Here is a 23,221-nt window from a genome sequence, read left to right as displayed (position 1 = left end):
CCATCCTCTCAACCGGCGCCGACACCGGCGGCCCCGGATCCTGCCAAAGGTGGCGTGGTTTGCGGACAGGTCGGTGGCTCAGGTCAGCAGCAGCCGGTCCAGCCGCCGGCGTACGACGAGCAGCCCGACCACCCCCATCACGACGAGGTAGACCACCGAGACCGCCGACGCCCACGACAGCGCTCCGGTCGTCAGCTCGCGGCAGAGCACGACCCCGCGGTAGAGCGGCGTCGCCTCGACCAGCCAGCGCACCCAACCGTCGAAGGCGGTGACGGGGAAGAAGGTGGCCGAGAAGAGAAAGAGCGGCAGCTGCACGAGGGTGACCTTCTCGAAGTCCTGCCACGAGGTCAGGTACGTCGTGAGGGCCATGCACACCGCGCTGAACGCGAACCCGATCAGCAGCGCCGCAGGCAGCGCCAGCACCGCCCACCACGACCCGACCAGTCCCATCGCCGCCATGACCAGCAGGAACATCGCGGAGTAGCTGCCGCCGCGCAGCTGGCCCCACGCGATCTCGCCGCGCGCGATGTCGCCGGTGGTGAGCGGCGTCGCGAGCATCTGGTCGTAGAGGCGCACGTAGCGCAGCTTGAAGAACACGTTGAAGCTCGAGTCGAGCAGCGCGCCGTTGAACGCCGACGCCGCGAGCATCCCGGGCGCCACGAACTCGGCGTAGGGGATCACCTCGCCGTTGAACTCGAAGGTGTCGATCAGCTGTCCGACGCCGATGCCGATCGAGAGCAGGTAGAAGACCGGCTCGAGGAAGCCGGTGAGGAACAGCTTCCACGCCTGGCGGTAGACGACGTAGTTGCGGAGCACCAGCAGCCGCAGTGCGGCGGCCGATGAGAGCGGGCGGCCGGGGTGGGCGTCGGGGTAGGGAGTGGCGCTCACGTGATGAGCCTCCGGGTCAGGCCACGCACCGCCCAGGACCAGCCCACGACGAGCAGGACCAGCAGGACGGCGAGGTTGACGGCGGCCGTGGACCAGTCGACCGTGTCGAGGCAGAACATCCGGGAGAGGCTCACGCCCTGCCACAGCGGCGTGATCCTGGCCAGCACGGAGCCCACGTCGCCCAGGTTGGAGACGGGGAAGAACGCGCCGCTGAACAGGAACATCGGGAAGACGCCCAGCCGGAAGAGCACCCCGAACCCCTCGTCCGACTCCAGACGCGCGCTGAAGCCGAACACCAGGGTCGCGAACACCATCCCCACCAGGAGCTGGGAGGCGAACGCCAGGAACGGGCCCCACCACGACTCGAAGACGCCGAACGGCACCAGCACGAGCATGAAGACCCCGCAGGAGGTGGCCAGCCGGGCGAGCACGAACATCAGGTGCCCGGCGACCAGGTGGACCGGCGCCAGCGGCGTGGCGATCTGGCCGAAGTACGACTTGTGCCACTTGATCGCACCCATCACCGGGTACGTCGTCTCGCTGACCGCGGTCTGCATGGCGTGGGCCGCGACCAGGCCCGGCACCATGAACGCGAGGTAGGACGTCGCGCCCTCGAGCTCGGCCGGGTCGCCCTCGATGAAGCCGCCGAGCAGGACCCCCATCGCCAGCACGTAGAAGAGCGGGGAGACGAACGAGGAGATGATCGAGCCGCGCCAGGTGCGCCGGTAGACCGTCCACCAGTAGTCGACCTGACGGCGCAGGCCCTCGGTGAGAGTGAGCTGGCTGACCATCAGTCCACCAGGGTCCGGCCGGTGAGGCGCAGGAACACGTCCTCCAGCGTCGAGCGCCGCACCAGCACCGCCACCGGGGTCAGGCCGCGCTCGTGGGTCTTGGCGATGACCTCCTCGCCGTCGTCGCTGTAGACCAGCAGCCGGTCGGGCAGCACCTCGATGCGCGAGCCGAGGTCGGCGATCTGGTCGGCCAGAGCCTCGTGGGTCCGACCCTCCTCAGCCACGCCGAACCGCAGCTCGGCGACCTCGCGCGTGGCGTGCTCGCGGATGAGCGAGAGCGGCGACCCCTCGGCCACGATCACCCCCTTGTCCATGACCACGAGCCGGTCGCAGAGCTGCTCCGCCTCGTCCATGTAGTGCGTCGTGAGCACCAGCGTCACCCCGGACTGCTTGAGCCGGAAGAGTCGGTCCCACAGCACGTGGCGGGCCTGCGGGTCCAGGCCGGTGGTGGGTTCGTCCAGCAGCAGCAGCTCGGGCCGGTTGATCAGGCTGCGCGCGATGGTCAGCCGCCGCTTCATGCCGCCGGACAGGTCCTCGACCTTGGCCTTCGCCTTCTCGGTGAGCTGGACGAACTCCAAGAGCTCGTCGGCGCGCGCGCTGACCTCGCCCTTGGGGATCCCGAAGTAGCGCCCGTAGATGTAGAGGTTGTCGCGCACGTTGAGCTCGGTGTCGAGGGTGTCCTCCTGCGGGCAGACCCCCAGGCGTCCGCGGATCGCGGGGCCGTCGACGGCCGGGTCCATGCCCAGGATCCGCAGCTCGCCGCCACTGACCGGCGACACCGCGGCGACCATCCGCATGGTCGAGGACTTGCCGGCGCCGTTGGGTCCGAGGAACCCGAACGCCTCGCCGCGGCGTACGTCGACGTCGATGCCCTTGACGGCCTCGAAGTCGCCGAAGGACTTGCGCAGACCGACCGCCCGGATCATCGACTCGCTCACGGCCGCGACTGTATAAGCCCTCGCTGTCCTCGCACTCCGGCCACAAGCTGCGCTACGCCGGGCTGCTGGTGTCGGCGCTGGACCTGGATCGGGTACCCCCTCCCCTGGGTGACTTGCTCGCCTCGCTCTGACCGCGTTATAGTCATTTTGACTTCAACTGGACGGATGTCGAATGAACGTCTCAGCCGGACTGCTCACCGACCGCTACGAGCTCACGATGCTCTCGTCGTGGGTCACCGACGGCAGCGTCGGCGACCGCGCGGTGTTCGAGGCCTTCGCCCGGAGCCTGCCCGAGGGCCGCCGCTACGGGATGCTCGCCGGCCTCGGGCGGCTGCTGCCCCTGATCGCCGACTTCACCTTCGACGCCGACGAGGTGGCCTGGCTGCAGGCCGAGGGCGTCGTCAACGAGCCGACCGCCGACTACCTGCGCACCTTCCGCTTCTCCGGCGACATCGACGGCTACCGCGAGGGCGACCTGTACTTCCCCCAGAGCCCGGTCCTCACCGTCACCGGCACGCTGGGCGAGTGCGTGCTCCTGGAGACCCTGGTGCTCAGCGTGCTCAACCACGACACCGCGATCGCCAGCGCCGCGGCCCGGATGGTGACCGCCGCCGAGGGCCGCCCGCTCGTCGAGATGGGCAGTCGCCGCACCCACGAGGAGGCCGCGGTCGCGGCCGCCCGGGCGGCGTACGTCGCCGGGTTCGCCGCCACCAGCAACCTCGCCGCGGGGCGGCGCCACGGCGTGCCCACGGTCGGCACGGCCGCGCACGCGTTCACGCTCGCCCACGCGAGCGAGGCCGACGCGTTCCGCAGCCAGGTCGCCACCCAGGGCGCCGGCACCACGCTCCTGGTCGACACCTTCGACATCGAGCAGGGCATCCGCACCGCCGTCGAGGTGGCCGGACCCGGGCTCGGCGCCGTCCGCATCGACTCCGGGGACCTTGCGGTCGAGTCGCGGCGCGCCCGCGTGCTGCTCGACTCGCTCGGCGCGACGTCCACCCGGATCACGGTGACCAGCGACCTCGACGAGTACGTCATCGCCGCGCTGGCCGACGCACCGATCGACGGGTACGGCGTCGGCACCCGCGTCGTCACCGGCTCGGGCCACCCGACCTCGAGCATGGTCTACAAGCTGGTCGCCGTCGCGGACTCACCGGACGGCGAGCTGCGTCCGGTGGCGAAGAAGTCCGCGGCCAAGGCCTCGACCGGCGGCCGCAAGGCGGTCCGGCGCACCTATGAGGACGGGATGCTCGTCGCCGAGACGTTCGCGCTCGGCGAGCCGGGGCCAGGCAGCGTCCAGGTGCCGCTCGTGCGCGACGGGAAGGTCGTGCACGAGCCGACCCTCGACGAGGTCCGCGCACACGCCGCCTCCGTGCTCGCGTCCCTGCCGCGCGACGCCCTCGGCGTCAGCCACGGACCGCCGTACCTCACCGCCCACCCCGAGACCGAGGAGCCCGCATGACCGCCGCACCGCAGACCGACCCGCAGGCCGGCCCCCACGCCGCCCGCCGCGCCCTGATCGTCGTCGACGTGCAGAACGACTTCGTCGAGGGCGGCTCCCTCGGCGTGGCCGGGGGGCGTGACGTCGCCACGCGCATCAGTCAGCACCTCGCCACCCATGCCGCCGACTACGCCACCGTCGTCGCCTCCCGCGACTGGCACGACCCGCACAGCCACAACGGCGGCCACTTCGCGACCGAGGGCGAGGAGCCCGACTACGCCACCACCTGGCCGCAGCACTGCGTGAGTGACGGTGCGGGCGCCGACTACGCGCCCGGGCTGGCGCTCGACCTGGTCAGCCACCACGTCCGCAAAGGGCAGGGGACGCCCGCCTACTCGGCCTTCGAGGGTGTCGACGAGGAGGGCCGCTCGCTCGCCGAGCTGCTGACGTCGTACGACGTGACGGAGGTGGACGTGGTCGGCATCGCGACCGACTACTGCGTGCTGCAGACCGTGCTGGACGCCCGCGGGCGCGAGCTGGGCGTGCGCCTGCTCGACGGCCTGCACGCCGGGGTCGCACCCGAGACCAGCGCGGCCGCGCTGGCGTCGATGGCCGAGTCCGGGGCCGAGGTGGTGGCGCCGTGAGCGAGCACCCGCCCTTCGCCGTGGCCGTCGACCTCGCGGTCTTCACGATCCGCGACGGCGTCCTGTGCGTGCTGCTGGTGGAGCGCGGCGAGGACCCGTACGAGGGAGCCTGGGCCCTGCCGGGCGGCTTCGTACAGCCCGACGAGGACGCCGAGACCGCGGCCTGGCGCGAGCTGCGCGAGGAGACCGCGGTGGACCGGTTCCCCGGTCACCTCGAGCAGCTGCGCACCTACTCCGCGCCCGACCGCGACCCGCGGATGCGCGTGGTCTCGGTGGCGCACGTCGCCTTCGCGCCCGACCTGCCGGAGCCCGCGGCCGGCTCCGACGCCGCGGGCGCCCGCTGGTGGCCGGTCGACGGCCTGCCCGACCTCGCCTTCGACCACGCGACGATCCTCGACGACGCGCTCGAGCGGGTGCGGGCGAAGCTGGAGTACACGACGCTGGCCCTGGAGTTCGTCTCCGAGCCGTTCACCCTCCCGGAGCTGCGCGCGGTCTACACCGCGGTGTGGGGCACCCCGCCCGACCTCGGCAACTTCCGCCGCAAGGTCCTCGGCACCGCCGGCTTCGTCGTCCCCACCGGCGAGCTGGGGGAGGCCTCCGGCTCCGGCGGCCGCAAGGCCCTCCTCTACCGCCGTGGCGACGCCACCGCCCTCCAGCCCCCCATGCTCCGCCCCACCTTGTGAGGCCTCCTGGGGGATAGTGCCGGACGTTCGTGTCGTCTGGGAGCCGTGTCGGTGACACGAACGTCCGGGACTACCGCGACGACCCAGACTGCGTTGTGGGTGGCGTAGGCAAGGATGGAGTGGTGTCAGACGCGCTCGCCCGGTTCAGCGAACCGACCCGCACCTGGTTCGGTGCGGCGTTCGCGGAGCCGACTCCGGCGCAGGCCGGCGCGTGGGCCGCGATCGGGGCCGGGCGGCATGCGCTGGTGGTGGCGCCGACGGGGTCCGGCAAGACGCTCAGTGCTTTCCTGTGGTCGATCGACCGGCTGCTGACCGAGCCGCCACCCGCGGACAAGGCGCGCCGCTGCCGGGTTCTCTACGTCTCGCCGCTCAAGGCCCTCGCCGTCGACGTCGAGCGCAACCTCCGCGCGCCGCTGACCGGCATCCGCCACACCGCCGACCGGCTCGGCGTCCCCGCGCCCGAGCTGCGCGTCGGCGTACGCAGCGGCGACACCAGCGCCGCCGACCGCCGCAAGCTCACCACCTCGCCGCCCGACATCATGATCACGACGCCGGAGTCGCTGTTCCTGATGCTCACCAGCCAGGCCCGTGAGTCCCTGCGCGGCGTGGAGACGGTGATCGTCGACGAGGTGCACGCGGTGGCCGGCACCAAGCGCGGCGCCCACCTCGCGCTGTCGCTCGAGCGCCTCGACGAGCTGCTCGACAAGCCTGCCCAGCGCATCGGGCTGTCCGCCACCGTCCGGCCCCTCGAGGAGGTCGCGCGCTTCCTCGGCGGCACCGCCCCGGTCGAGATCGTCGCCCCACCGGCTCACAAGTTGTGGGACCTCAAGGTCGTCGTCCCGGTCGAGGACATGACCGCCCCCGACGACTTCCACGAGGACTCCGACGAGCCGCGCAACACCAGCATCTGGCCGCATGTCGAGGAGAGCGTGGTCGACCTGATCGAGGCGCACCGCTCCACGATCGTGTTCGCCAACTCCCGGCGTCTCGCCGAGCGGCTGACCGCACGCCTCAACGAGATCGCCACCGCCCGCGCCCACCCCGACGCCGAGGCAGGGGCGCCCGGCCGGCCCCCCGCGGAGATCATGGCCCAGAGCGGGGTCTCGCAGCTCGCACCCCGGCCACCGGAGGCGGGCGAGACGGTGATCGCCAAGGCCCACCACGGCTCGGTGTCCAAGGAGCAGCGCGCGCTCATCGAGGACGACCTCAAGCGCGGCCGGCTGCCGGCCGTGGTCGCCACCAGCAGCCTCGAGCTCGGCATCGACATGGGCGCGGTCGACCTGGTGGTCCAGATCGAGTCGCCGCCGTCGGTCGCCAGCGCCCTCCAGCGCGTCGGCCGGGCCGGGCACCAGGTGGGTGAGACCAGCCGCGGCGTGCTGTTCCCCAAGCACCGCGGCGACCTCGCGCAGACCGCCGTCGCCGTCGAGCGCATGCGCACCGGCGGCATCGAGTCGCTGCGCGTGCCCGCCAACCCGCTCGACGTCCTCGCCCAGCAGGTGGTCGCTGCGACGGCGCTGGACGCCTGGGACGTCGACGAGCTCTTCGCCGTCGTACGCCGGACCGCCTCGTTCAGCAGCCTGCCCCGCTCGGCCTACGAGGCGACCCTCGACCTGCTCAGCGGCCGCTACCCGTCGGACGAGTTCGCCGAGCTGCGCCCGCGCATCGTCTGGGACCGCGTCACCGGCAGCCTCACCGGTCGCCCCGGCGCCCAGCGGCTCGCCGTCACCAGCGGCGGCACGATCCCCGACCGCGGGCTCTTCGGGGTCTTCCTGGTCGGCGGCGAGGGCCCGGGCAGGCGCGTCGGCGAGCTCGACGAGGAGATGGTCTACGAGTCGCGGGTGGGTGACATCTTCGCGCTCGGCGCCACCAGCTGGCGGATCGAGGACATCACCCACGACCGCGTGCTGGTCACCCCCGCCCCGGGCGTCCCCGGGCGGCTGCCGTTCTGGAAGGGCGACGGGCTCGGCCGCCCCGCCGAGCTGGGCGCCGCGATCGGGGCCTTCACCCGCGAGCTGGGCGCTCTGCCGCGACCCCAGGCCGTGGACCGGGCCCAGGAGGGCGGGCTCGACGCCTGGGCGGCCGGCAACCTGGTCAGCTACCTGCACGACCAGCTCGAGGCGACCAACGTGCTGCCCAGCGACACCTCGCTGGTGGTGGAGCGGTTCCGCGACGAGCTGGGTGACTGGCGCCTGGTCGTCCACTCCCCCTTCGGCAAGCCGGTCCACGCCCCCTGGGCGCTGGCCATCAACGCCCGGCTGCGCGAGCGCCACGGCGTCGACGGCCAGGCGATGGCCTCCGACGACGGCATCGTGATCCGGATCCCCGACACCGACGCCGAGCCGCCCACCGGCGAGCTCATCGTCTTCGGGTCCGACGAGATCGAGGACCTGGTCACCCAGGAGGTCGGCGGCTCCGCGCTGTTCGCCGCGCGCTTCCGCGAGTGCGCGGCCCGCGCCCTGCTGCTCCCCCGGCGCGACCCCGGCCGCCGCTCGCCGCTGTGGCAGCAGCGCCAGCGCTCGGCCGCCCTGCTCGAGGTGGCCGCCCGCTACCCCTCCTTCCCGATCGTGCTCGAGGCCGTCCGCGAGTGCCTCCAGGACGTCTACGACCTGCCCGCGCTGCTGGCACTCATGCGCTCGGTGGAGCGGCGCGAGGTGCACGTGGTCGACGTCGCCACCACCAGCCCTTCCCCCTACGCCGCGACCCTGCTCTTCGGCTACGTCGCCCAGTTCGTCTACGAGGGCGACTCCCCCATCGCCGAGCGCCGGGCCGCCGCGCTCTCGCTCGACCAGGGGCTGCTCGCCGAGCTGCTCGGCCGCGCCGAGCTGCGCGAGCTGCTCGACCCCGACGTGCTCGCGGAGGTGGAGGCCGAGCTGCAGCGCCTGGCCCCGGACCGTCGGGCCCGGGACGCCGAGGGCGTGGTCGACCTCCTGCGGATGCTGGGTCCGCTGAGCGCCGCGCAGGTCGCGGCCCGCACCGTCGACGACGCCGACGTCACCGGCTGGCTGGGCGCCCTCGCCGACGCGCGGCGGGTCGTCGCGGTCCGCATCGGGGGCGAGGAGCGGTGGACGGTGGTCGAGGACGTCGCCCGCCTCCGCGACGGTCTCGGTACGCCGGTCCCTCCCGGCACGCCCGACGCCTTCACCGAGCCGGTCGAGGACCCGCTCGGCGACCTGCTCTCCCGGTTCGCGCGCACCCACGGCCCGTTCACCACCGAGCAGGTCGCGGAGCGCTTCGGCCTCGGCGCCGCGGTCGTCCGCCACACCCTGCAGCGGCTCGCCGCCCAGGGCCGGGTGCTCGAGGGCGAGTTCCGCCCGTCCGGCTCGGGCTCGGAGTGGTGCGAGGCCGAGGTGCTCCGCAAGCTGCGCCGCCGCTCGTTGGCCCGGCTGCGCAAGGAGGTCGAGCCCGTCGAGCCCGAGGCCCTAGCGAGGTTCCTCGGCGCGTGGCAGCACGTCGCCGGTGCGGCCGGCCGTGGTCTGCGCGGCATCGACGGAGTCCTCGCGGCCGTCGACCAGCTCGCCGGCGCCCCGGTGCCGGCCTCGGCCCTCGAGCCGCTCGTGCTCGGTGCCCGGGTGCGCGACTACGCGCCGTCGTACCTCGACGAGCTCACCGCCTCCGGCGAGGTCCTCTGGGCCGGCCACGGCAGCCTGCCCGGGGCCGACGGCTGGGTCTCGCTCCACCTCGCCGACTCCGCCCCGCTGACGCTGCCCGAGCCCGCGCCGCTCGAGTACGCCGCCCTCCACGAGGCCGTGCTGGAGGCGCTGGCGCCCGGAGGTGCATGGTTCTTCCGCCAGCTCTCCGACGCCGTGCGGTCGGTGTCCGACGCGACCCTCTCGGCCGCGCTGTGGGAGCTGGTCTGGGCTGGCCGCATCAGCAACGACACCCTGGTGCCGCTGCGCGCCCTGACGCGTGCCGGCACCCCCAGCCACCGAAGCCGGCGTCCCCCGCCGCGGGCAGGGCGGCCCGCCCGCACCGGTCCTCCGGAGACCGCCGGCCGCTGGGCCCTGCTTCCGGCCGTCGACACCGACCCCACGCGCCGCGCGCACGCGACGGCCGAGCGGCTGCTGGACCGCCACGGTGTGGTGATCCGTGGCGCCGTGATGAGCGAGCGGGTGCCGGGCGGGTTCGCCGCGGTCTACAAGGTGCTCTCGGCGTTCGAGGACTCCGGCCGCTGCCGCCGCGGCTACTTCGTGAGCGGCCTCGGCGCGGCGCAGTTCGGCACCGCCGGGGCGATCGACCGGCTCCGCACGTTCTCCGAGCGGCCCTCCGACGCCAAGCCCACCGCCGTCGCGCTCGCCGCGACCGACCCGGCCAACCCCTACGGCGCCGCGCTGGGCTGGCCGGAGGGCGAGGGCGGCCACCGTCCCGGCCGCAAGGCCGGGGCCATCGTGGTCATGGTCGACGGCGCCCTCGTCCTGTACGTCGAGCGCGGCGGCAAGACGCTGCTCACCTGGAGCGACGACGTCGACCTGCTCACCCCGGCCGCCGCCTCCCTGGCCGAGGCGGTGGCGCGCGGCTCCCTCGGGCGGCTCACCGTCGAGAAGGCCGACGGCGCGGCGCTGCTGGGCGGAGGCTCGACCCCGCTGCGCGCGGCGCTGGACGCCGCCGGCTTCGTCGCCACGCCACGAGGCCTGAGGTTGCGCGGTGCCTGAGGGCGACACCGTCTACCGCGCGGCCCGCAAGCTCGACCGCGCGCTCTCCGGCCAGCTCCTGGTCCGCACGGACCTGCGGGTGCCGCAGCACGCCACGGCCGACCTCTCCGGCGGCACGGTCATCGCGACCGTCTCGCGGGGCAAGCACCTGCTCACCCGGATCCAGCGCGACGACGAGCGCTGGACGCTGCACACGCACCTGAAGATGGAGGGCTCGTGGCGCCTCCACAAGCCCGGTCAGCGCTGGTCGCGACCGGCCCACCAGGCGCGGGTCGTGCTCGAGACCGCCGAGACGACCGCCGTCGGGTTCTCCCTCGGCATCGTCGAGCTCCTGCCCACGGCCGAGGAGGACCGCGTCGTCGGCCACCTGGGACCGGACCTGCTCGGCCCCGACTGGGACGAGGAGGAGGCCCTGCGTCGCCTGCGCGAGGACCCCGACCGCCCCATCGGGGAGGCGCTGCTCGACCAGACCCGGCTGGCGGGCATCGGCAACATGTACCTGGCCGAGCTCTGTTTCGTCAGCGGCCTGCACCCCCGCACCCGTGTCGGGCAGGTGCCGGCGCTACCCCGCCTGCTCCGCCGGGCGCGGCAGATGCTGGAGCTCAACAAGGAGCGCGCACAGCAGGCCACCACCGGTGACCTGCGCAACCCGCTGTGGGTCTACCGCCGCGACACGGCGTCGTGTCGGCGCTGCGGCAGCCGGATCCGCGTCGACCTGGTGGGTCCGCCCGGGCGCGAGCGGGCGTCCTACTGGTGCCCGGTCTGCCAGCCGGAGCCCGAGCCGATGATCGGCTGAGGATCAGGCGGCGGAGGCGACCACGTCGCCGGCCGGGCGCCGGGCGTTGACCGAGATCGGAGTGGCGGCCAGCGCCGCCTCCTCGAGGGCGACCGCGAGCGAGACCTCGCTGAGGACCTCCGACAGCGGGGCGTCCAAGGCGGCGCACAGCGAGGCCAGCAGCTCGGAGGACGCCTCCTTCTGACCGCGCTCGATCTCGGAGATGTAGCCCAGGCTGACCCGGGCATCGGCGGAGACCTCGCGCAGGGTCATCCCGCGCTCCATCCGACGGGCACGGAGCACGTCACCCAGGAGCCGACGAAACAGCACCACGAGGGTTCCCCTTCCCACTCGATGAGGTGGATATGTCCCCAACGCTACCGGAGAGGCGTTTCTTCCGGACGGAGGAGGCCCAGGAGCGCCGCCAGGGCCTCCTCGCAGGTGCGCTGCTGGATGACCGCCCGGCCGCCCGTCAGCTCCAGCGACAGCACGGTCGCCCCCGCGGGCCCGGCCACCGCCACGAACACCGTGCCCGGCGCCTTGTCCTCCTGCCGGTCCGGTCCGGCGACGCCCGTGGTGCTCACGGCGTACGTCGCCCCGAGGACGCGGCGAGCGCCCTCGGCCATGGCGCGAGCGCAGGCGGCCGAGATCACGCCGTGCTCCTCGACCAGCGCGGACGGCACACCAAGGACGCCGGTCTTGACGTCGGTGGCGTAGGAGACGATGCCGCCGCGGTAGCAGCGCGAGGCCCCGGGCACGCTGGTGAGCAGCGCCGCGAGCCGGCCCCCCGTGAGCGACTCGGCCGTGCCGAGCGTGGCCGTGGCCGCGACCAGCGCGTCCTGGACGGAGGCGGCGAGGGCGGTGCTGTCGGGCCTGGGCGTGCGTGCCATGTCGGCATTGTGCCCGCCCGCAGCCACGACAGCGGGGCCGGCCCCGAGGGCCGGCGCCCGCTGTCGTGGGGTGCTGGGTCAGGTCAGCGCCGCACCACCCGGATGATGTGGCGGACGGTGCCCGCCTTCACCCGGCTGTCACCGCGGTAGACGATGGTCAGCCGCTTGCGGCCCACCGTCCTCCAGACCGGCAGCTTGACCTTGGCCACGCCGTCGACCAGCCGGACCGTGATCACGCCCTTGCGCGTGCCCCGGATCTTGACCACCCCGGTCGGCTTCCCGCCCGGCGCGGTGATCGTGACCCGCACCTTCGCCCTGGTCTTGCCGCGCACGACCTTGGCCGGGAAGTGCTTGACCTTGATCGTCGGCGTCACCTTGACCGGAGCCGGCGGGGTGTCGTCGGCCACGGCGATCGGCACCTCGACCTCCGTGCCGGTGCTGGCGCCCGTGAGCGTGAGCGCCTGCGCGCCGGAGCCCACGCTGGCCGGCAACCGCACGCTGACCGTGGCCTTGCCGGCCTCGTCGGAGGCCGCGACGGGCGTGTGGTCCAGCGGGAAGGTGCCCAGCTGGGTCTCCCCCCACGTGACGACGACCTCGGCGTCCTTCACGTCGCTCGGTCCGGTGAAGGACCAGGACGACACGTCGAACGCCACGGCGTCGCCGGCGTCGTACTCGGCGGGCGCCCCGGAGGGGAAGGAGACCCCGACGGCGTGCTGGCGGTAGTCCACCGGTCGCGGTGCCTCGTCGGCGAACTCCGCCATGAAGTCGACCATGGCCTGGAGGTCGGCCTTGCCGGTGTCGCGCTTGTTGGTGCCGTTGTTGAAGGCACCGAAGTTGTCGCCACCGGCGGCGAGGAAGGAGTTGGCGGTGACCGAGTACGTCGCCGTGGAGATGATCGGCTCGCCGTCGAGCGACATCGAAGTGATCCGCGACCCCTGCGGCTTTGCCGGATCGTAGGTGTACTCGAAGCCCGAGGACGCCCCCAGCTTCAGGAACGGCCGCGACGAGCCCGCGGGCTGCCACTGCTGCTCCAGGACCGCCTTGATGTCCGCGCCGGTCAGGTCCATGTTGACCAGGGTGTTGGCGAAGGGCTGCACCACGGCGGCCTGCTTGTAGGTCAGCGTCCGCGGGAAGGCCCCGCTGCCGCTGCCGGACATGTCCGCCCGCAGGCCACCGGGGTTCATGAACGCGATCTGCGCCTCCCCGGCCTCCGGGGTGTCCGTGGCCCAGCGCTGGACCTCGGCCACCAGGTTGCCCAGGGCCGACTCGCCACCGCGGTTCTCGGTGGTGCCGTCGGCCAGCTTGGCCCGGTCGAAGCGACCGCCGATCTGTCCGAGCGAACGTGCACCGAGGGTCTCGGCCTGCGTCGCCGCCTCGTCGACGATCGCCTTCGTGGCCGGGTCGACGGGGTAGTTGGCGGTGAAGGCCGTGCCGGGGCCGGAGCCGTCGGCGTCGGTGGCCAGCGGCAGGATCGACTGCGCCTTGGCGACGAGCCGGCCGTCCTGGTCGAACTGGAACTTCAGCTGGTTCAGGTTGGTGCCGTACTGGCCGGCCGAGACCACCGGGCGCTCCGTGACCGCGCGACCCTGCGTGGCCCAGGCGGGCACGGGGACCGAGTGGTTGTAGGCGAGGTGGGTGTGACCCGAGACGATGGCGTCCACGTCGGGGCTGACCCCGTTGACGATCCGACCGAACGCCGAGTCGTCGGTCGCGTCGGCCAGGGCCGGCGACTTGGCGCCCTCGTGGACCAGCAGCACGACGAGGTCGACGGGGTCGGCACCGGAGCGCAGCTGCGCCGCCGCCCGGTTGGTGGCCGCGACCACGTCGGTCACGCTCACGCCCGCCATCCGCGACGGGGTGACCAGCGTGAGCAGGTCCTCGGTGACGGCGCCGACGAAGCCGACCCTGACGTCCCCGAAGTCCTCGACCCAGGTCTCGGCCAGCTCCTCACGTCCGTCGGACGCGTCGACGTTGGCGGCGAGGTACTCCCACTCCGCGCGGTCCTGCACGCGGCCCACCAGGTCGTCGTAGCCCTGGTCGAACTCGTGGTTGCCGGCGGCCGAGACATCCAGTCCGGCCTCGTTGAGCGCGTCGATCGTCGGCTCGTCCTCCTGGATGAACGACTCGAACGTCGAGGCGCCGATGAGGTCGCCGGCGGCGGCGAACACCGTGTCGGGGTTCTCCTGCTCGAGCTGCTTGACCGCCCCGGAGAGCACCGCGGCACCACCTTCGGCGCCGTTGGCGAGCAGGCGCCCGTGGTAGTCGTTGGTGGCCAGGATCTGCACCTCGGTGCCGGTCGTCGCGACGTCGAGGCCCACGAGCTTCGGGTTGTGGTCCGAGGCCGCGAACGGGTCGTTGCCGTTGAAGAAGCGGGTCGGGTTGTAGTTGAACCGGCTGTACTGGAACGCGACCGGCTCGTTGGCGTTGATCTCCCACTGGTCGGCTCCCGTCACCATCGTCCGCGCGGCGGTGTTGGCCAGGACGTGGTCGAGCGAGCCCGAGAGTCCGTCGAAGCTGTAGGAGTACTCCCCTGCCGTGGACGACCCGACGATCTCGTAGCCCGCGTTCTTGAGGACCTCCATCGGCTGCTCGAAGCTGTAGGAGTTGAAGTCGCCGGTCAGGAAGATCTCGTCGATCCCGCGCTCCTGGGCGAAGGAGCCCGCGAAGTCGACGAGGGCCTGCGCCTGCCGCACGCGGTCGCCGTTGTAGGCGCCCTGCCCGTCGCCGGTGTCGACGTTGTCGCCGGTGGCGCCGGAGGAGCCCTTGGACTTGAAGTGGTTGACGATGACGCCGAAGGCGTCCGCGTCGGTCGAGCCCACCGGCTTGAACGCCTGGGCGAGCGGCTCGCGAGCGTTGGCGAACGGCGCGGAGCCCACGAGCACCTTGGCAGCACCCACGGGCGCGAGGACGGTCGGGTCGTAGATGAACGCGTTGCGGATCACGTCCTGCTCTGCGAGGGCCGGGAGCTGCTCGGCTGCCGGGGAGGGCGGGTAGGCCCAGCGGCGAGCGCCCGCGGCGGTGTTGAGCGCCTTGACCAGCTGCGCCACCGCGTCGTCGCGGTTGGTCTCGCCGAGCAGCTTGACGGAGTTCTCGATCTCCTCGAGGGAGACCACGTCGGCATCCAGTGTGTTGATCGCCTTGACGATCTTGTTCTGCTGACGGGTGAGGTCACCCGGCTCGGCGGCGCCGCGCGGCCCGTTGGGCGTGCACGAGTTGACGGCGACGGGGTCGTTGTCGCGGTCGCCGTAGTAGGTGCAGGTGCCGCCGCGGGCCTCGAAGGCCGCGCCGGTGGTGTTGAAGTAGTTGAGCACGTTGAAGGTGGCCAGCTTGACGTTGCCCCCGACCGCCTGCGGCGCGAGGTTGGCCGAGCGGGTGTCGCTGAACGTCGCCACGTCGCTGCCGTCCCCGACGACGCGCTGCTGCGGCTGGAACTTCCAGGTGCTGTTGCGGTAGTCGAGCACCACGGGGGCGTTGATGGCGGCCTGGGCACCGACCCGGATCGACTTCGTGGGCGTCAGCCAGGGCAGCGGGATCTGCAGGTTGTCGCGCTCCTCGACGCCGTCGTTGTTGTTGTCGATGTCGAGGAAGTCGATGGACGCACCGTCGTCGAGCGCCACCGCGCGGCCGGCGTTGTCCGCCTCGACGGCGTCGGCCTCCGGGGTGTTCGGCGCGGCGACGTCGGTGGGCTGGCGCAGCGGCGTGCTGCCCGCCGCGAGGCCGATCTCGGCGTACTGGTTGATCGTGTAGGCGTTGGTCACCGTGAAGGGGCCGGTCGGGGCCAGGAGCTCGCCCTCGTGGGCCTCGCGCTCCGCCTCGGTCGCCGGCAGGGCGGTGGCCAGCGGCGTGACCCCGGGCAGGTCGGCGACCGGGGTCACCGTGACCGGCACCGTGGCGGAGACCTGGGTGAGCTCGGTGAGGCCTCCGAACTCGACGACCTTGCCGCGCACCTGCACGGAGTCGCCCACGGCGGGCATGGACTCCCCGAGCGCGGGAGTGAAGACGAAGATGCCGTCGGAGGCCCCCGGGGTCGCGTCGGCCGCGCCGCCGGTGCCACCGGTCTGCAGGAAGAAGCCCCCGAGGCCGCCCGTGGGATAGCGGGCCGTCACCACGCCCGTGGTGGTGGCGTTGTCGCCGGAGTAGGGGCTGGTGGACCCGGTGCCCTGGATCTCCGCGATGCTCGCGGTGACGTCTTGTGCCGGGTCCGGAACCTCGCCGGCCGCGTTGACCGGGGTCGGCGCGCCGGAGGTGAAGTCGGCGATGTTGTTGTCGGTGTCGGCGCCGGCCGCGTTGCGCGACGACGACGTCGCGTTGCTCATGGCGGGCGCCTTGCCGGTGCCCTCCCAGACGTTGCCGTTGACGCCGACCAGGTCGATGATCGCCGCATTGGCGGCGAGGCTGTTGACGCCCGGGTCGACCGGCGCCGTGCCGTTGGACAGGATCGCCGTGCCACCGGTGCCACCCATGGCGATCACCCCGGTCACGTCGGGGGTCGGCAGCGGGGTGGTCCCGCCGGTGCCGGCGCCCTGCTGGACGAGGTAGTGCTTGCCGGCAGGAACCGAGCCGTTGAGCGGCGTCACGCCGCTGGCGGCACCGGTGCTGCCGGCGCTGCGCCACTGGACCGACCACCCGGAGACGTCGATCGGGGCCGTGGTGGGGTTGTACAGCTCGATGAAGTCGTTCGTGAGCGTGGCACCGCTGTTGCCGCCGCCGCCGTAGACCTCGCTGATGACGAGGTCCTCCGGCGCGGCATGGGCCGCGGGCAAGGTGATGACCGAGAGCCCGGTCGCGGCGATCGTGAGTCCGAGTGCCGTGGCCAATCTCTGCCGAGATGAGGACATGTAGCGTTCTCCAGAGGGTGAAAAGGGAGGGCCCCCGAGTGGGACCTGGGTCACCCTAACCCTGGATCGTCCGGGCGAATCCGCCGCCGGATGAACTATTCGGTAACGACGGGGGCACGGACGCGAGATTTGTCCGAATCGCAAGCCCGCTACGGGATAAGTCTCAGGTGGAGGGTGAGACCGGCCCCTCCCGGCGGGCCCGGCGGACGTCGCGGAAGAACTCGTAGCCCGACCAGAGCGTCATCGCCACCGCGCCCGCGAGCAGCACCTCGAAAAGGTAGAACAGCACCTCGCCGGGGACCTCCAGGGCGCCGTCGAGCTGGCGCAGGGGCAGAATCAGCCCCCCGAGGGCAAGGGCCTGGAGCACGGTCTTGATCTTCCCGCTCTGCGCGGCGGCGATGACGACGTGCTTGAGCACCGAGAGCCGCAGCAGGGTCACGCTCCACTCGCGCAGGAGCACCAGCATGGTGACCCACCACCAGATGTCGCCGACGATCGAGAGCCCGATGAAGGCCATGCCGGTGATCGCCTTGTCGGCGATGGGGTCGGCGATCTTGCCGAAGTCGGTGACCAGGTTGCGGGCCCGGGCGATGTCGCCGTCGATCTTGTCGGTGATCATCGCGGCCAGGAAGATCGCGTAGGCCACGCAGCGCCACAGCACCGAGTCACCGCCGTCGACGAGCAGCGCCCAGCCGAAGAACGGCACCATCAGGATGCGCAGCGTGGTCAGTGCGTTCGGCAGGTTCCAGTTGGAGCCGGTGGACATCTGCGGGTCGACGGCGCTCACAGTACGACCGCCTCCGCGACCAGGTCGACACCCTCCGTGGCCACGACGAGCGCCGGCACCAGGTCGCCCACGCGGGCGCCGGTCTCCAGGCCGGTCACCGTCGTCGTGCCGTCCACCTCGGGCCCCTGGTGCGCGCCTCGTCCCTCGGCAACGTCGCCGTCCAGGGACTCGACGAGCACCACGACCCGCTCGCCGATGCGCTCCTCGGCTCGCTGCGCGTTGAGCTCCTCCACCAGGCCGCCGACGTGCTCGAGCCGGGCCCGCACCTCGTCCTCGTCGAGCTTGCCGTCGTAGGACGCGGCCTCGGTGCCGTCCTCGTCGGAGTAGCCGAACACGCCGGTCACGTCCATGCGGGCGGCGACCAGGAAGTCGCACAGCGTCTCCAGGTCGTCCTCGGTCTCGCCGGGGAACCCCACGATGACGTTGGAGCGCACCCCGGCCTGCGGCGCATGGGCCCGCACCTGGTCGAGCAGGCCCAGGAAGCTGTCGGGGTCGCCGAAGCGGCGCATCCGCCGCAGCACCGTGGCGCTGGCGTGCTGGAAGGAGAGGTCGAAGTACGGCGCCACCCCGGGCGTCGTCGCGATCGCCTCGATCAGTCCGGGCCGGGTCTCGGCGGGCTGCAGGTAGGAGACCCGGACCCGGTCGACGCCGTCGACCGCCGCGAGCTCGGGCAGCAGGGTCTCGAGCAGCCGCAGGTCGCCGAGGTCCTTGCCGTAGGACGTGGAGTTCTCGCTGACCAGGAACAGCTCGCGCGCGCCCTGCTCGGCCAGCCAGCGCGCCTCCTGCAGGACGTCGCTGGGCCGGCGGCTGACGAAGGAGCCACGGAAGGCCGGGATGGCACAGAAGGAGCAGCGCCGGTCGCAGCCACTGGCCAGCTTGAGCGCGGCCATCGGGCCTGCGTCCAGCCGGCGACGTACCGCACGAGGCCCGGTCGCCGGGCCACCGAGGCCGACCGTGGTGACGTCTGCGGCGTCGCCGTGCCCCGGGACCGGCACGGTGGAGGCCGCGCGGTCCACGGGCGAGATGGGCAGCAGCAGCCGGCGGTCCTGCGGGGTGTGCGGGTGGTGGGTCTCCCCCGCGACGATGGAGCGCAGCCGGGCTGCGATGTCGGGGTAGTCGTCGAAGCCCAGCACCGCGTCGGCCTCGGGCAGCGACTCGGCGAGGTCCTTGCCGTAGCGCTCGGCGAGGCAGCCGACGGCGACGACGGCCTGCGCGCGACCACCCTGCTCGGCCGACGCCTTGAGGTCGGCGGCCTGCAGCAGGGTGTCGACAGAGTCCTTCTTGGCGGCCTCCACGAAGCCGCAGGTGTTGACCACGACGGTGTCGGCGGTGGCCGGGTCGTCGACGAGCAGGAACCCGTCGGCCTCGAGCCGGCCCGCGAGCTCCTCGGAGTCGACCTCGTTGCGGGCACACCCGAGGGTCACCATCGCCACCGACAGCAGGGGGCGGGAGTCAGTCGTGTGGATGGCCATGATCACCGTCGAGTATGCCCGTCGGCCCTGCCCGCCGTCGAAACGGCGCAGGGCCCCGCACCGCCGGTCAGCGGACGACGTAGGTGGCGGAGGACTCCTGGCCGGTCTTGCCCATCTCGCCGCGGTCGTCGCCGGCGATGCTCACGGTGACCGACCCGTCGCTGGACTGCACCCGCACGGGCGGCGCGACCTTGAGCGTGACGCTCTGCATGAAGGCGACGGCGCCGTCGTAGACGATGTTGCCGCCGGCGTCGCGCACGACCACGGTCGCACCGCCGCCGCTCGCGGTCAGCACGAAGGGCACCTTCGGTGCGTTGACGGTGGTGCCGTTGGCGAGGCCGCCGCTGGCGTTGAGGCGCGGACGCTCGTCGACCTTGCTGCCCCCGCTGGTGACCAGGTGGACGATCGAGCCGACCAGCACGACCGCCATCACCGCGGCCACGAGGACCGACCAGTTGGGCCCGCCGCGGGTGCCGCGGATCGACCCGCCGAACCCGGTCGCGAGCTCGGACTCGAACACCCGGCGCGGGTCGACCGGTGCGTCGGCGTACCGCTCGTCGTAGGACACGAGCAGCGGCGCCACGTCGACGCCGAGGACCCGGGAGAGCGTGCGCAGGTGGCCGCGGGCGTAGAAGTCGCCGCCACAGGGCGCGAAGTCGTCGACCTCGATCGCCTCGATGACGTGCGGACGGATGCGGGTGCGGTCGGCGAGCTGGTCGACGGTGAGACCCAGGCGGGTCCGGGCGGCGGCCAGCTCGGGCCCGATCACCGGGTCGGCGACCAGCGGCACATCGGACAGGTCCCCGATGACCACCGTGCCTTCGTGCTCGGGCGGCAGGTCCTCGCGCGCCCAGGACTGGGTGTCCTCGGTCGTGAGCGGCCGCACGTTCTCGACCCGCTCGGGCTCCGGGTCGGGCACGTGGCGTGACTCGGACCGGGCCGCGCGCAGCAGGGCCCGCAGCGGGCCGGGGGTCGGGCTGGCCAGCGCCGCCGACACGGCGGGGGCCGCCGTCGACCCGGCCTCCGCGGCGCGATCGTCGAGCGGCTCGTCCTCGACCGGCTCCTCGACGAACTTGTCCACTGGCTCCTCGACGGGCTCCTCGACAGGCTCCTCGACGCGGTGGGCTTCGACCGACTCGTCCGCGAGGGGCTCGTTCTCGGCGTCCTCCAGCTCGTCGGCGGGGACCAGGTCGATCTCGACCACGTCGGCGGTGTAGCCGGAGTGGGCGAGCAGGGTGACGGCGAGATCGTCGCCGGCGCCGGTGACGTGGGAGGCGAGGCCCAGGCGGACTCCCCACTCGGTGCCGTCGGCGCCGAAGACGTCGAGCCGGCCGTCGCGCAACGGGCCGCGCGGGGTCAGGTGCTCGACGCGCTCCACCTCCGACCACGGCAGGCCGTGCCAGGACCGGCCGCGGCGTACACGCAGGCCGTGCTCGTCGGCCACCAGCAGCGGCGCGCGGGCGTCGAGCAGCGCGGCGAGATAGACCCCGCCCAGCAGGGCCATGACCCCGAACAGCGACCAGTCGAGGACCGAGCCGGTGTCGGTGGCGCGCACCAGGTAGGCGATCGCCAGCACGGCGCCGGCGACGCCGATGGCGGCGGCCAGCGGCACCCGGCGGCGCACCTCGGTGGTGGCCGGCACGTCGGTCACGTCGGGCCCGTCGGTCTCGTTCAGGGCCACGGCGGTGTCGCTCACCTCGGTCACAGCTCCCCCTGCAAGGTCATGATCACGGCGTCCAGCTCGTCGGGCTTCACCAGCACGTCGCGGGCCTTGGAGCCCTCGCTCGGCCCGACCACTCCCCTGCTCTCCATGATGTCCATCAGCCGGCCGGCCTTGGCGAAGCCGACGCGCAGCTTGCGCTGCAGCATCGAGGTCGACCCGAACTGCGTGGTGACCACCAGCTCGATCGCCTGCACGACGAGGTCCATGTCGTCGCCGATGTCGTCGTCGATCTCGCGCTTGCTCTGCGCCGGCGCGGTGACGTCCTCGCGGTAGGTCGGCTCGAGCTGGCCCTTGCAGTGCGCGACGACCTGCGCGATCTCGGCCTCGGTCACCCAGGATCCCTGCACGCGCACGGCCTTCGAGGCGCCCATCGGCAGGAACAGCCCGTCGCCCTGCCCGACCAGCTTCTCGGCGCCGGGCTGGTCCAGGATCACCCGGCTGTCGGCCAGCGAGCTGGTGGCGAACGCCAGCCGCGACGGCACGTTGGCCTTGATCAGGCCGGTGACGACGTCCACCGACGGCCGCTGGGTGGCCAGCACCAGGTGGATGCCGGCCGCGCGGGCGAGCTGGGTGATGCGGACGACCGAGTCCTCGACGTCGCGCGGGGAGACCATCATCAGGTCGGCGAGCTCGTCGACGATCACCAGCAGGTAGGGGTACGGCGAGAGCACCCGCTCGCTGCCCGGCGGCACCTCGACCTTGCCGGCGCGGACCGCCTTGTTGAAGTCGTCGATGTGGCGGAACCCGAAGTTGGCCAGGTCGTCGTAGCGCAGGTCCATCTCGCGCACGACCCACTGCAGCGCCTCGGCGGCCTTCTTGGGGTTCGTGATGATCGGGGTGATCAGGTGCGGCACGCCCTCGTAGGCGTTGAGCTCGACCCGCTTGGGGTCGACCATGATCATCCGGACCTCGTCGGGCGTGGAGCGCATCAGGATCGAGGTGATCATCGAGTTGATGAACGACGACTTCCCCGAGCCGGTGGCACCGGCCACCAGCAGGTGCGGCATCTTCGCGAGGTTGGCGACGACGAAGCCGCCCTCCACGTCCTTGCCCAGGCCGGCCACCATCGGGTGGTGGTCGGAGCGCGCCGCGTTGGAGCGCAGCACGTCGCCGAGCGAGACGATCTCCTTGTCGACGTTGGGGATCTCGATCCCGATCGCGGACTTGCCGGGGATCGGGCTCAGGATCCGCACATCGGCGGAGGCCACGGCGTAGGCGATGTTCTTGGAGAGGGCGGTGACCTTCTCGATCTTGACGGCCGGGCCGACCTCGACCTCGTAGCGGGTGACCGTGGGGCCGCGGGTGTAGCCCGTGACCTGGGCGTCGATGCCGAACTCGTCCATGACCTGCGTCAGCCGGCCCACCACGTCGTCGCTCGCCTTGGAGCGCGCCTTGTGGACCGACCCGGGCTTGAGGACCTCGTTGCCGGGCAGCGAGTAGGCGATGTCGCCCGACAGCGACAGCTGCTCGACGCGCTGCGGGATCGGCGTGTGCGGGGGCGGCTCGAGGTCGCCCTTGTCCTCCACGACGACGTCGGGCACGACCGGGGGGTGGCTGCCCATGATGTCGAGGCCGGCCTCCTCCTCTTCCAGTGCGACGTCGAGCGCGTCGGCCTTGCGGCGGCGCTTGGGCTTCTCCTCGACCACCGGGGTGTCGTAGGGGACGTCGCCGGTGTGCGGGTCGACGTCGAGGCCCTTGCGCCCGCCCCGGGTGCGGATCGGCTGGGTGGCGTCGAGGTCCTCGTCGTCGTCCAGGTCGCGGCCCAGCGCACTGTCACGCAGCGCCGCGAGACGCTCCGGCACCCGGTAGAGAGGAGTGGCGGTGATGACCAGGGTGCCGAAGAACGCGAGCAGCACGAGCAGCGGCACCACGACGTAGGTCGACTGCAGCAGGTCGAGTAGCAGCGAGGCGACGACGAAGCCGACGGCCCCGCCGGCCTGCTGCAGGTCGCTGGAGTCGCCGACGGCGGGCTGGGGGTTGCCGTTGGCGATGTGGACGAGGCCGAGGATGCCCAGCGTGAACGCCGCCCAGCCGACGAGCTGACGGCCCGCGGGCCCGGTGGCGACCGGGTCACGCATCAGGCGGAGACCGGCGACCACGACCAGCAGCGGCACGAACCAGCCGACCTTGCCGACCGAGCCGGCCACCGCCGTGCGGACGACCTCCATGACGCCGCCGGGCAGCTGGAACCACACCGCGCCCGCCACGACCACGGCGAGCCCGAACAGGAAGAGCCCGCCGCCGTCGCGGCGCTGCTCGGGCTCGAGGTCCCGGGCCGTGTGGCCCACCCCCCGGGCGAGCGCGCCGACGCCGTGGGCGATGCCGAGCCACACCGCGGCGAGGCCACGGAAGACGGCGAGGAAGAGCCGGGCGACCGGTCCGGTGCCGCTGCGTACGGCGCGAGGCGCCGGGCGGGCCGCGGGGCGGCCCTTCGCCGGGGTGCGCTTCGCGGCGGCCGTCGTGCGGCCGCGGCTCTTCGCCTGGGTGGTCCTGCTGGGTGACTTCCGGGCACTCCGCGTTCGGGCGCTCGAGCCTCCTCGTCCGCTGCTCGACCTGGACGAAGGCGTGCTCTTGCTCCGCGAACCCGGCGGGGAAGACGTACGGGTCGCCATGCGACCAAACTAGGCCACAGTCCCACCAGTCACACGCACCACACGTGCGTGTCGTCCGCCCGAGCCGCCGCGGCCCGCTGCCGGAGGTCG

The 23,221-nt window shown here is 72.7% G+C and carries 15 protein-coding genes; 5 read left to right on the top strand and 10 right to left on the bottom strand.

What is annotated here, in order from left to right; all coding sequences use genetic code 11:
- Positions 1 to 78 precede the first annotated feature (78 nt).
- Genes LRP67_RS16000 through LRP67_RS15990 form a run of 3 tightly spaced genes read right to left on the bottom strand, consistent with a single transcriptional unit; the run spans position 79 to position 2,605 of the window.
- Complete coding sequence (locus tag LRP67_RS16000) at positions 79 to 888, bottom strand: ABC transporter permease (protein WP_231271162.1); 810 nt, start codon at positions 886 to 888, stop codon at positions 79 to 81.
- Positions 885 to 1,679, bottom strand: coding sequence for an ABC transporter permease (locus LRP67_RS15995; protein ID WP_231271161.1), 795 nt, complete (start codon positions 1,677 to 1,679; stop codon positions 885 to 887). The genes LRP67_RS16000 and LRP67_RS15995 overlap by 4 nt, the downstream gene beginning before the upstream one ends.
- Positions 1,679 to 2,605, bottom strand: a complete 927-nt coding sequence (locus LRP67_RS15990) for an ABC transporter ATP-binding protein (RefSeq protein ID WP_269211694.1) — start codon at positions 2,603 to 2,605, stop codon at positions 1,679 to 1,681. Before LRP67_RS15990 ends, LRP67_RS15995 begins: the two co-directional genes overlap by 1 nt.
- Before the next feature lie 184 nt (positions 2,606 to 2,789).
- Between LRP67_RS15990 and LRP67_RS15985 the strand changes: the two genes are divergently transcribed.
- The 5 genes from LRP67_RS15985 (at position 2,790) to LRP67_RS15965 (ending at position 10,830) form a co-directional block, all read left to right on the top strand.
- The gene (locus tag LRP67_RS15985) at positions 2,790 to 4,079 is read left to right on the top strand and encodes a nicotinate phosphoribosyltransferase (protein WP_269211665.1); all 1,290 of its coding nucleotides are present in this window, start codon (positions 2,790 to 2,792) and stop codon (positions 4,077 to 4,079) included.
- A complete protein-coding gene (locus LRP67_RS15980) occupies positions 4,076 to 4,702 on the top strand; it encodes an isochorismatase family protein (protein ID WP_231271159.1) in 627 nt (208 codons plus the stop codon). Before LRP67_RS15985 ends, LRP67_RS15980 begins: the two co-directional genes overlap by 4 nt.
- The gene (locus LRP67_RS21945; protein WP_231271158.1) at positions 4,699 to 5,385 is read left to right on the top strand and encodes an NUDIX domain-containing protein; all 687 of its coding nucleotides are present in this window, start codon (positions 4,699 to 4,701) and stop codon (positions 5,383 to 5,385) included. Before LRP67_RS15980 ends, LRP67_RS21945 begins: the two co-directional genes overlap by 4 nt.
- A gap of 122 nt (positions 5,386 to 5,507) precedes the next feature.
- Positions 5,508 to 10,034 carry an ATP-dependent helicase gene (locus LRP67_RS15970; RefSeq protein WP_231271157.1) on the top strand — a complete coding sequence of 1,509 codons (4,527 nt, stop codon included), beginning with the start codon at positions 5,508 to 5,510 and terminating at the stop codon, positions 10,032 to 10,034.
- Positions 10,027 to 10,830 carry a DNA-formamidopyrimidine glycosylase family protein gene (locus LRP67_RS15965; RefSeq protein ID WP_231271156.1) on the top strand — a complete coding sequence of 268 codons (804 nt, stop codon included), beginning with the start codon at positions 10,027 to 10,029 and terminating at the stop codon, positions 10,828 to 10,830. Before LRP67_RS15970 ends, LRP67_RS15965 begins: the two co-directional genes overlap by 8 nt.
- A gap of 3 nt (positions 10,831 to 10,833) precedes the next feature.
- Here LRP67_RS15965 and LRP67_RS15960 read toward each other — a convergent pair whose 3' ends face one another.
- The 7 genes from LRP67_RS15960 to LRP67_RS15930 all read right to left on the bottom strand — a co-directional run bounded on the left by LRP67_RS15960 (position 10,834) and on the right by LRP67_RS15930 (position 23,131).
- Positions 10,834 to 11,142 carry a helix-turn-helix domain-containing protein gene (locus LRP67_RS15960; protein ID WP_269217209.1) on the bottom strand — a complete coding sequence of 103 codons (309 nt, stop codon included), beginning with the start codon at positions 11,140 to 11,142 and terminating at the stop codon, positions 10,834 to 10,836.
- A gap of 44 nt (positions 11,143 to 11,186) precedes the next feature.
- Positions 11,187 to 11,699 carry a CinA family protein gene (locus LRP67_RS15955; protein ID WP_231271155.1) on the bottom strand — a complete coding sequence of 171 codons (513 nt, stop codon included), beginning with the start codon at positions 11,697 to 11,699 and terminating at the stop codon, positions 11,187 to 11,189.
- Between the two features lie 83 nt (positions 11,700 to 11,782).
- Positions 11,783 to 16,537 (bottom strand): ExeM/NucH family extracellular endonuclease, encoded by a 4,755-nt coding sequence (locus tag LRP67_RS15950; protein WP_231271154.1) that lies wholly within the window; start codon positions 16,535 to 16,537, stop codon positions 11,783 to 11,785.
- A 163-nt stretch (positions 16,538 to 16,700) separates the two neighbouring features.
- Entirely contained in the window at positions 16,701 to 17,324 is a 624-nt protein-coding gene (gene pgsA, locus LRP67_RS15945) for a CDP-diacylglycerol--glycerol-3-phosphate 3-phosphatidyltransferase (RefSeq protein WP_308189772.1), read from the bottom strand.
- Positions 17,321 to 18,796: a 30S ribosomal protein S12 methylthiotransferase RimO gene (rimO, locus tag LRP67_RS15940; RefSeq protein ID WP_231271153.1), complete on the bottom strand. Its 1,476-nt coding sequence runs from the start codon at positions 18,794 to 18,796 to the stop codon at positions 17,321 to 17,323. Before rimO ends, pgsA begins: the two co-directional genes overlap by 4 nt.
- Before the next feature lie 67 nt (positions 18,797 to 18,863).
- Positions 18,864 to 20,501 (bottom strand): RodZ family helix-turn-helix domain-containing protein, encoded by a 1,638-nt coding sequence (locus LRP67_RS15935; RefSeq protein ID WP_231271152.1) that lies wholly within the window; start codon positions 20,499 to 20,501, stop codon positions 18,864 to 18,866.
- The gene (locus LRP67_RS15930) at positions 20,498 to 23,131 is read right to left on the bottom strand and encodes a DNA translocase FtsK (protein ID WP_231271151.1); all 2,634 of its coding nucleotides are present in this window, start codon (positions 23,129 to 23,131) and stop codon (positions 20,498 to 20,500) included. Before LRP67_RS15930 ends, LRP67_RS15935 begins: the two co-directional genes overlap by 4 nt.
- Positions 23,132 to 23,221: the final 90 nt, after the last annotated feature.

Source organism: Nocardioides sp. cx-169 (assembly GCF_021083605.1).
Classification (GTDB): domain Bacteria; phylum Actinomycetota; class Actinomycetes; order Propionibacteriales; family Nocardioidaceae; genus Nocardioides.
Note: the sequence above shows the minus strand (reverse complement) of the source record. Positions and strands in the feature narration are given on the sequence as shown.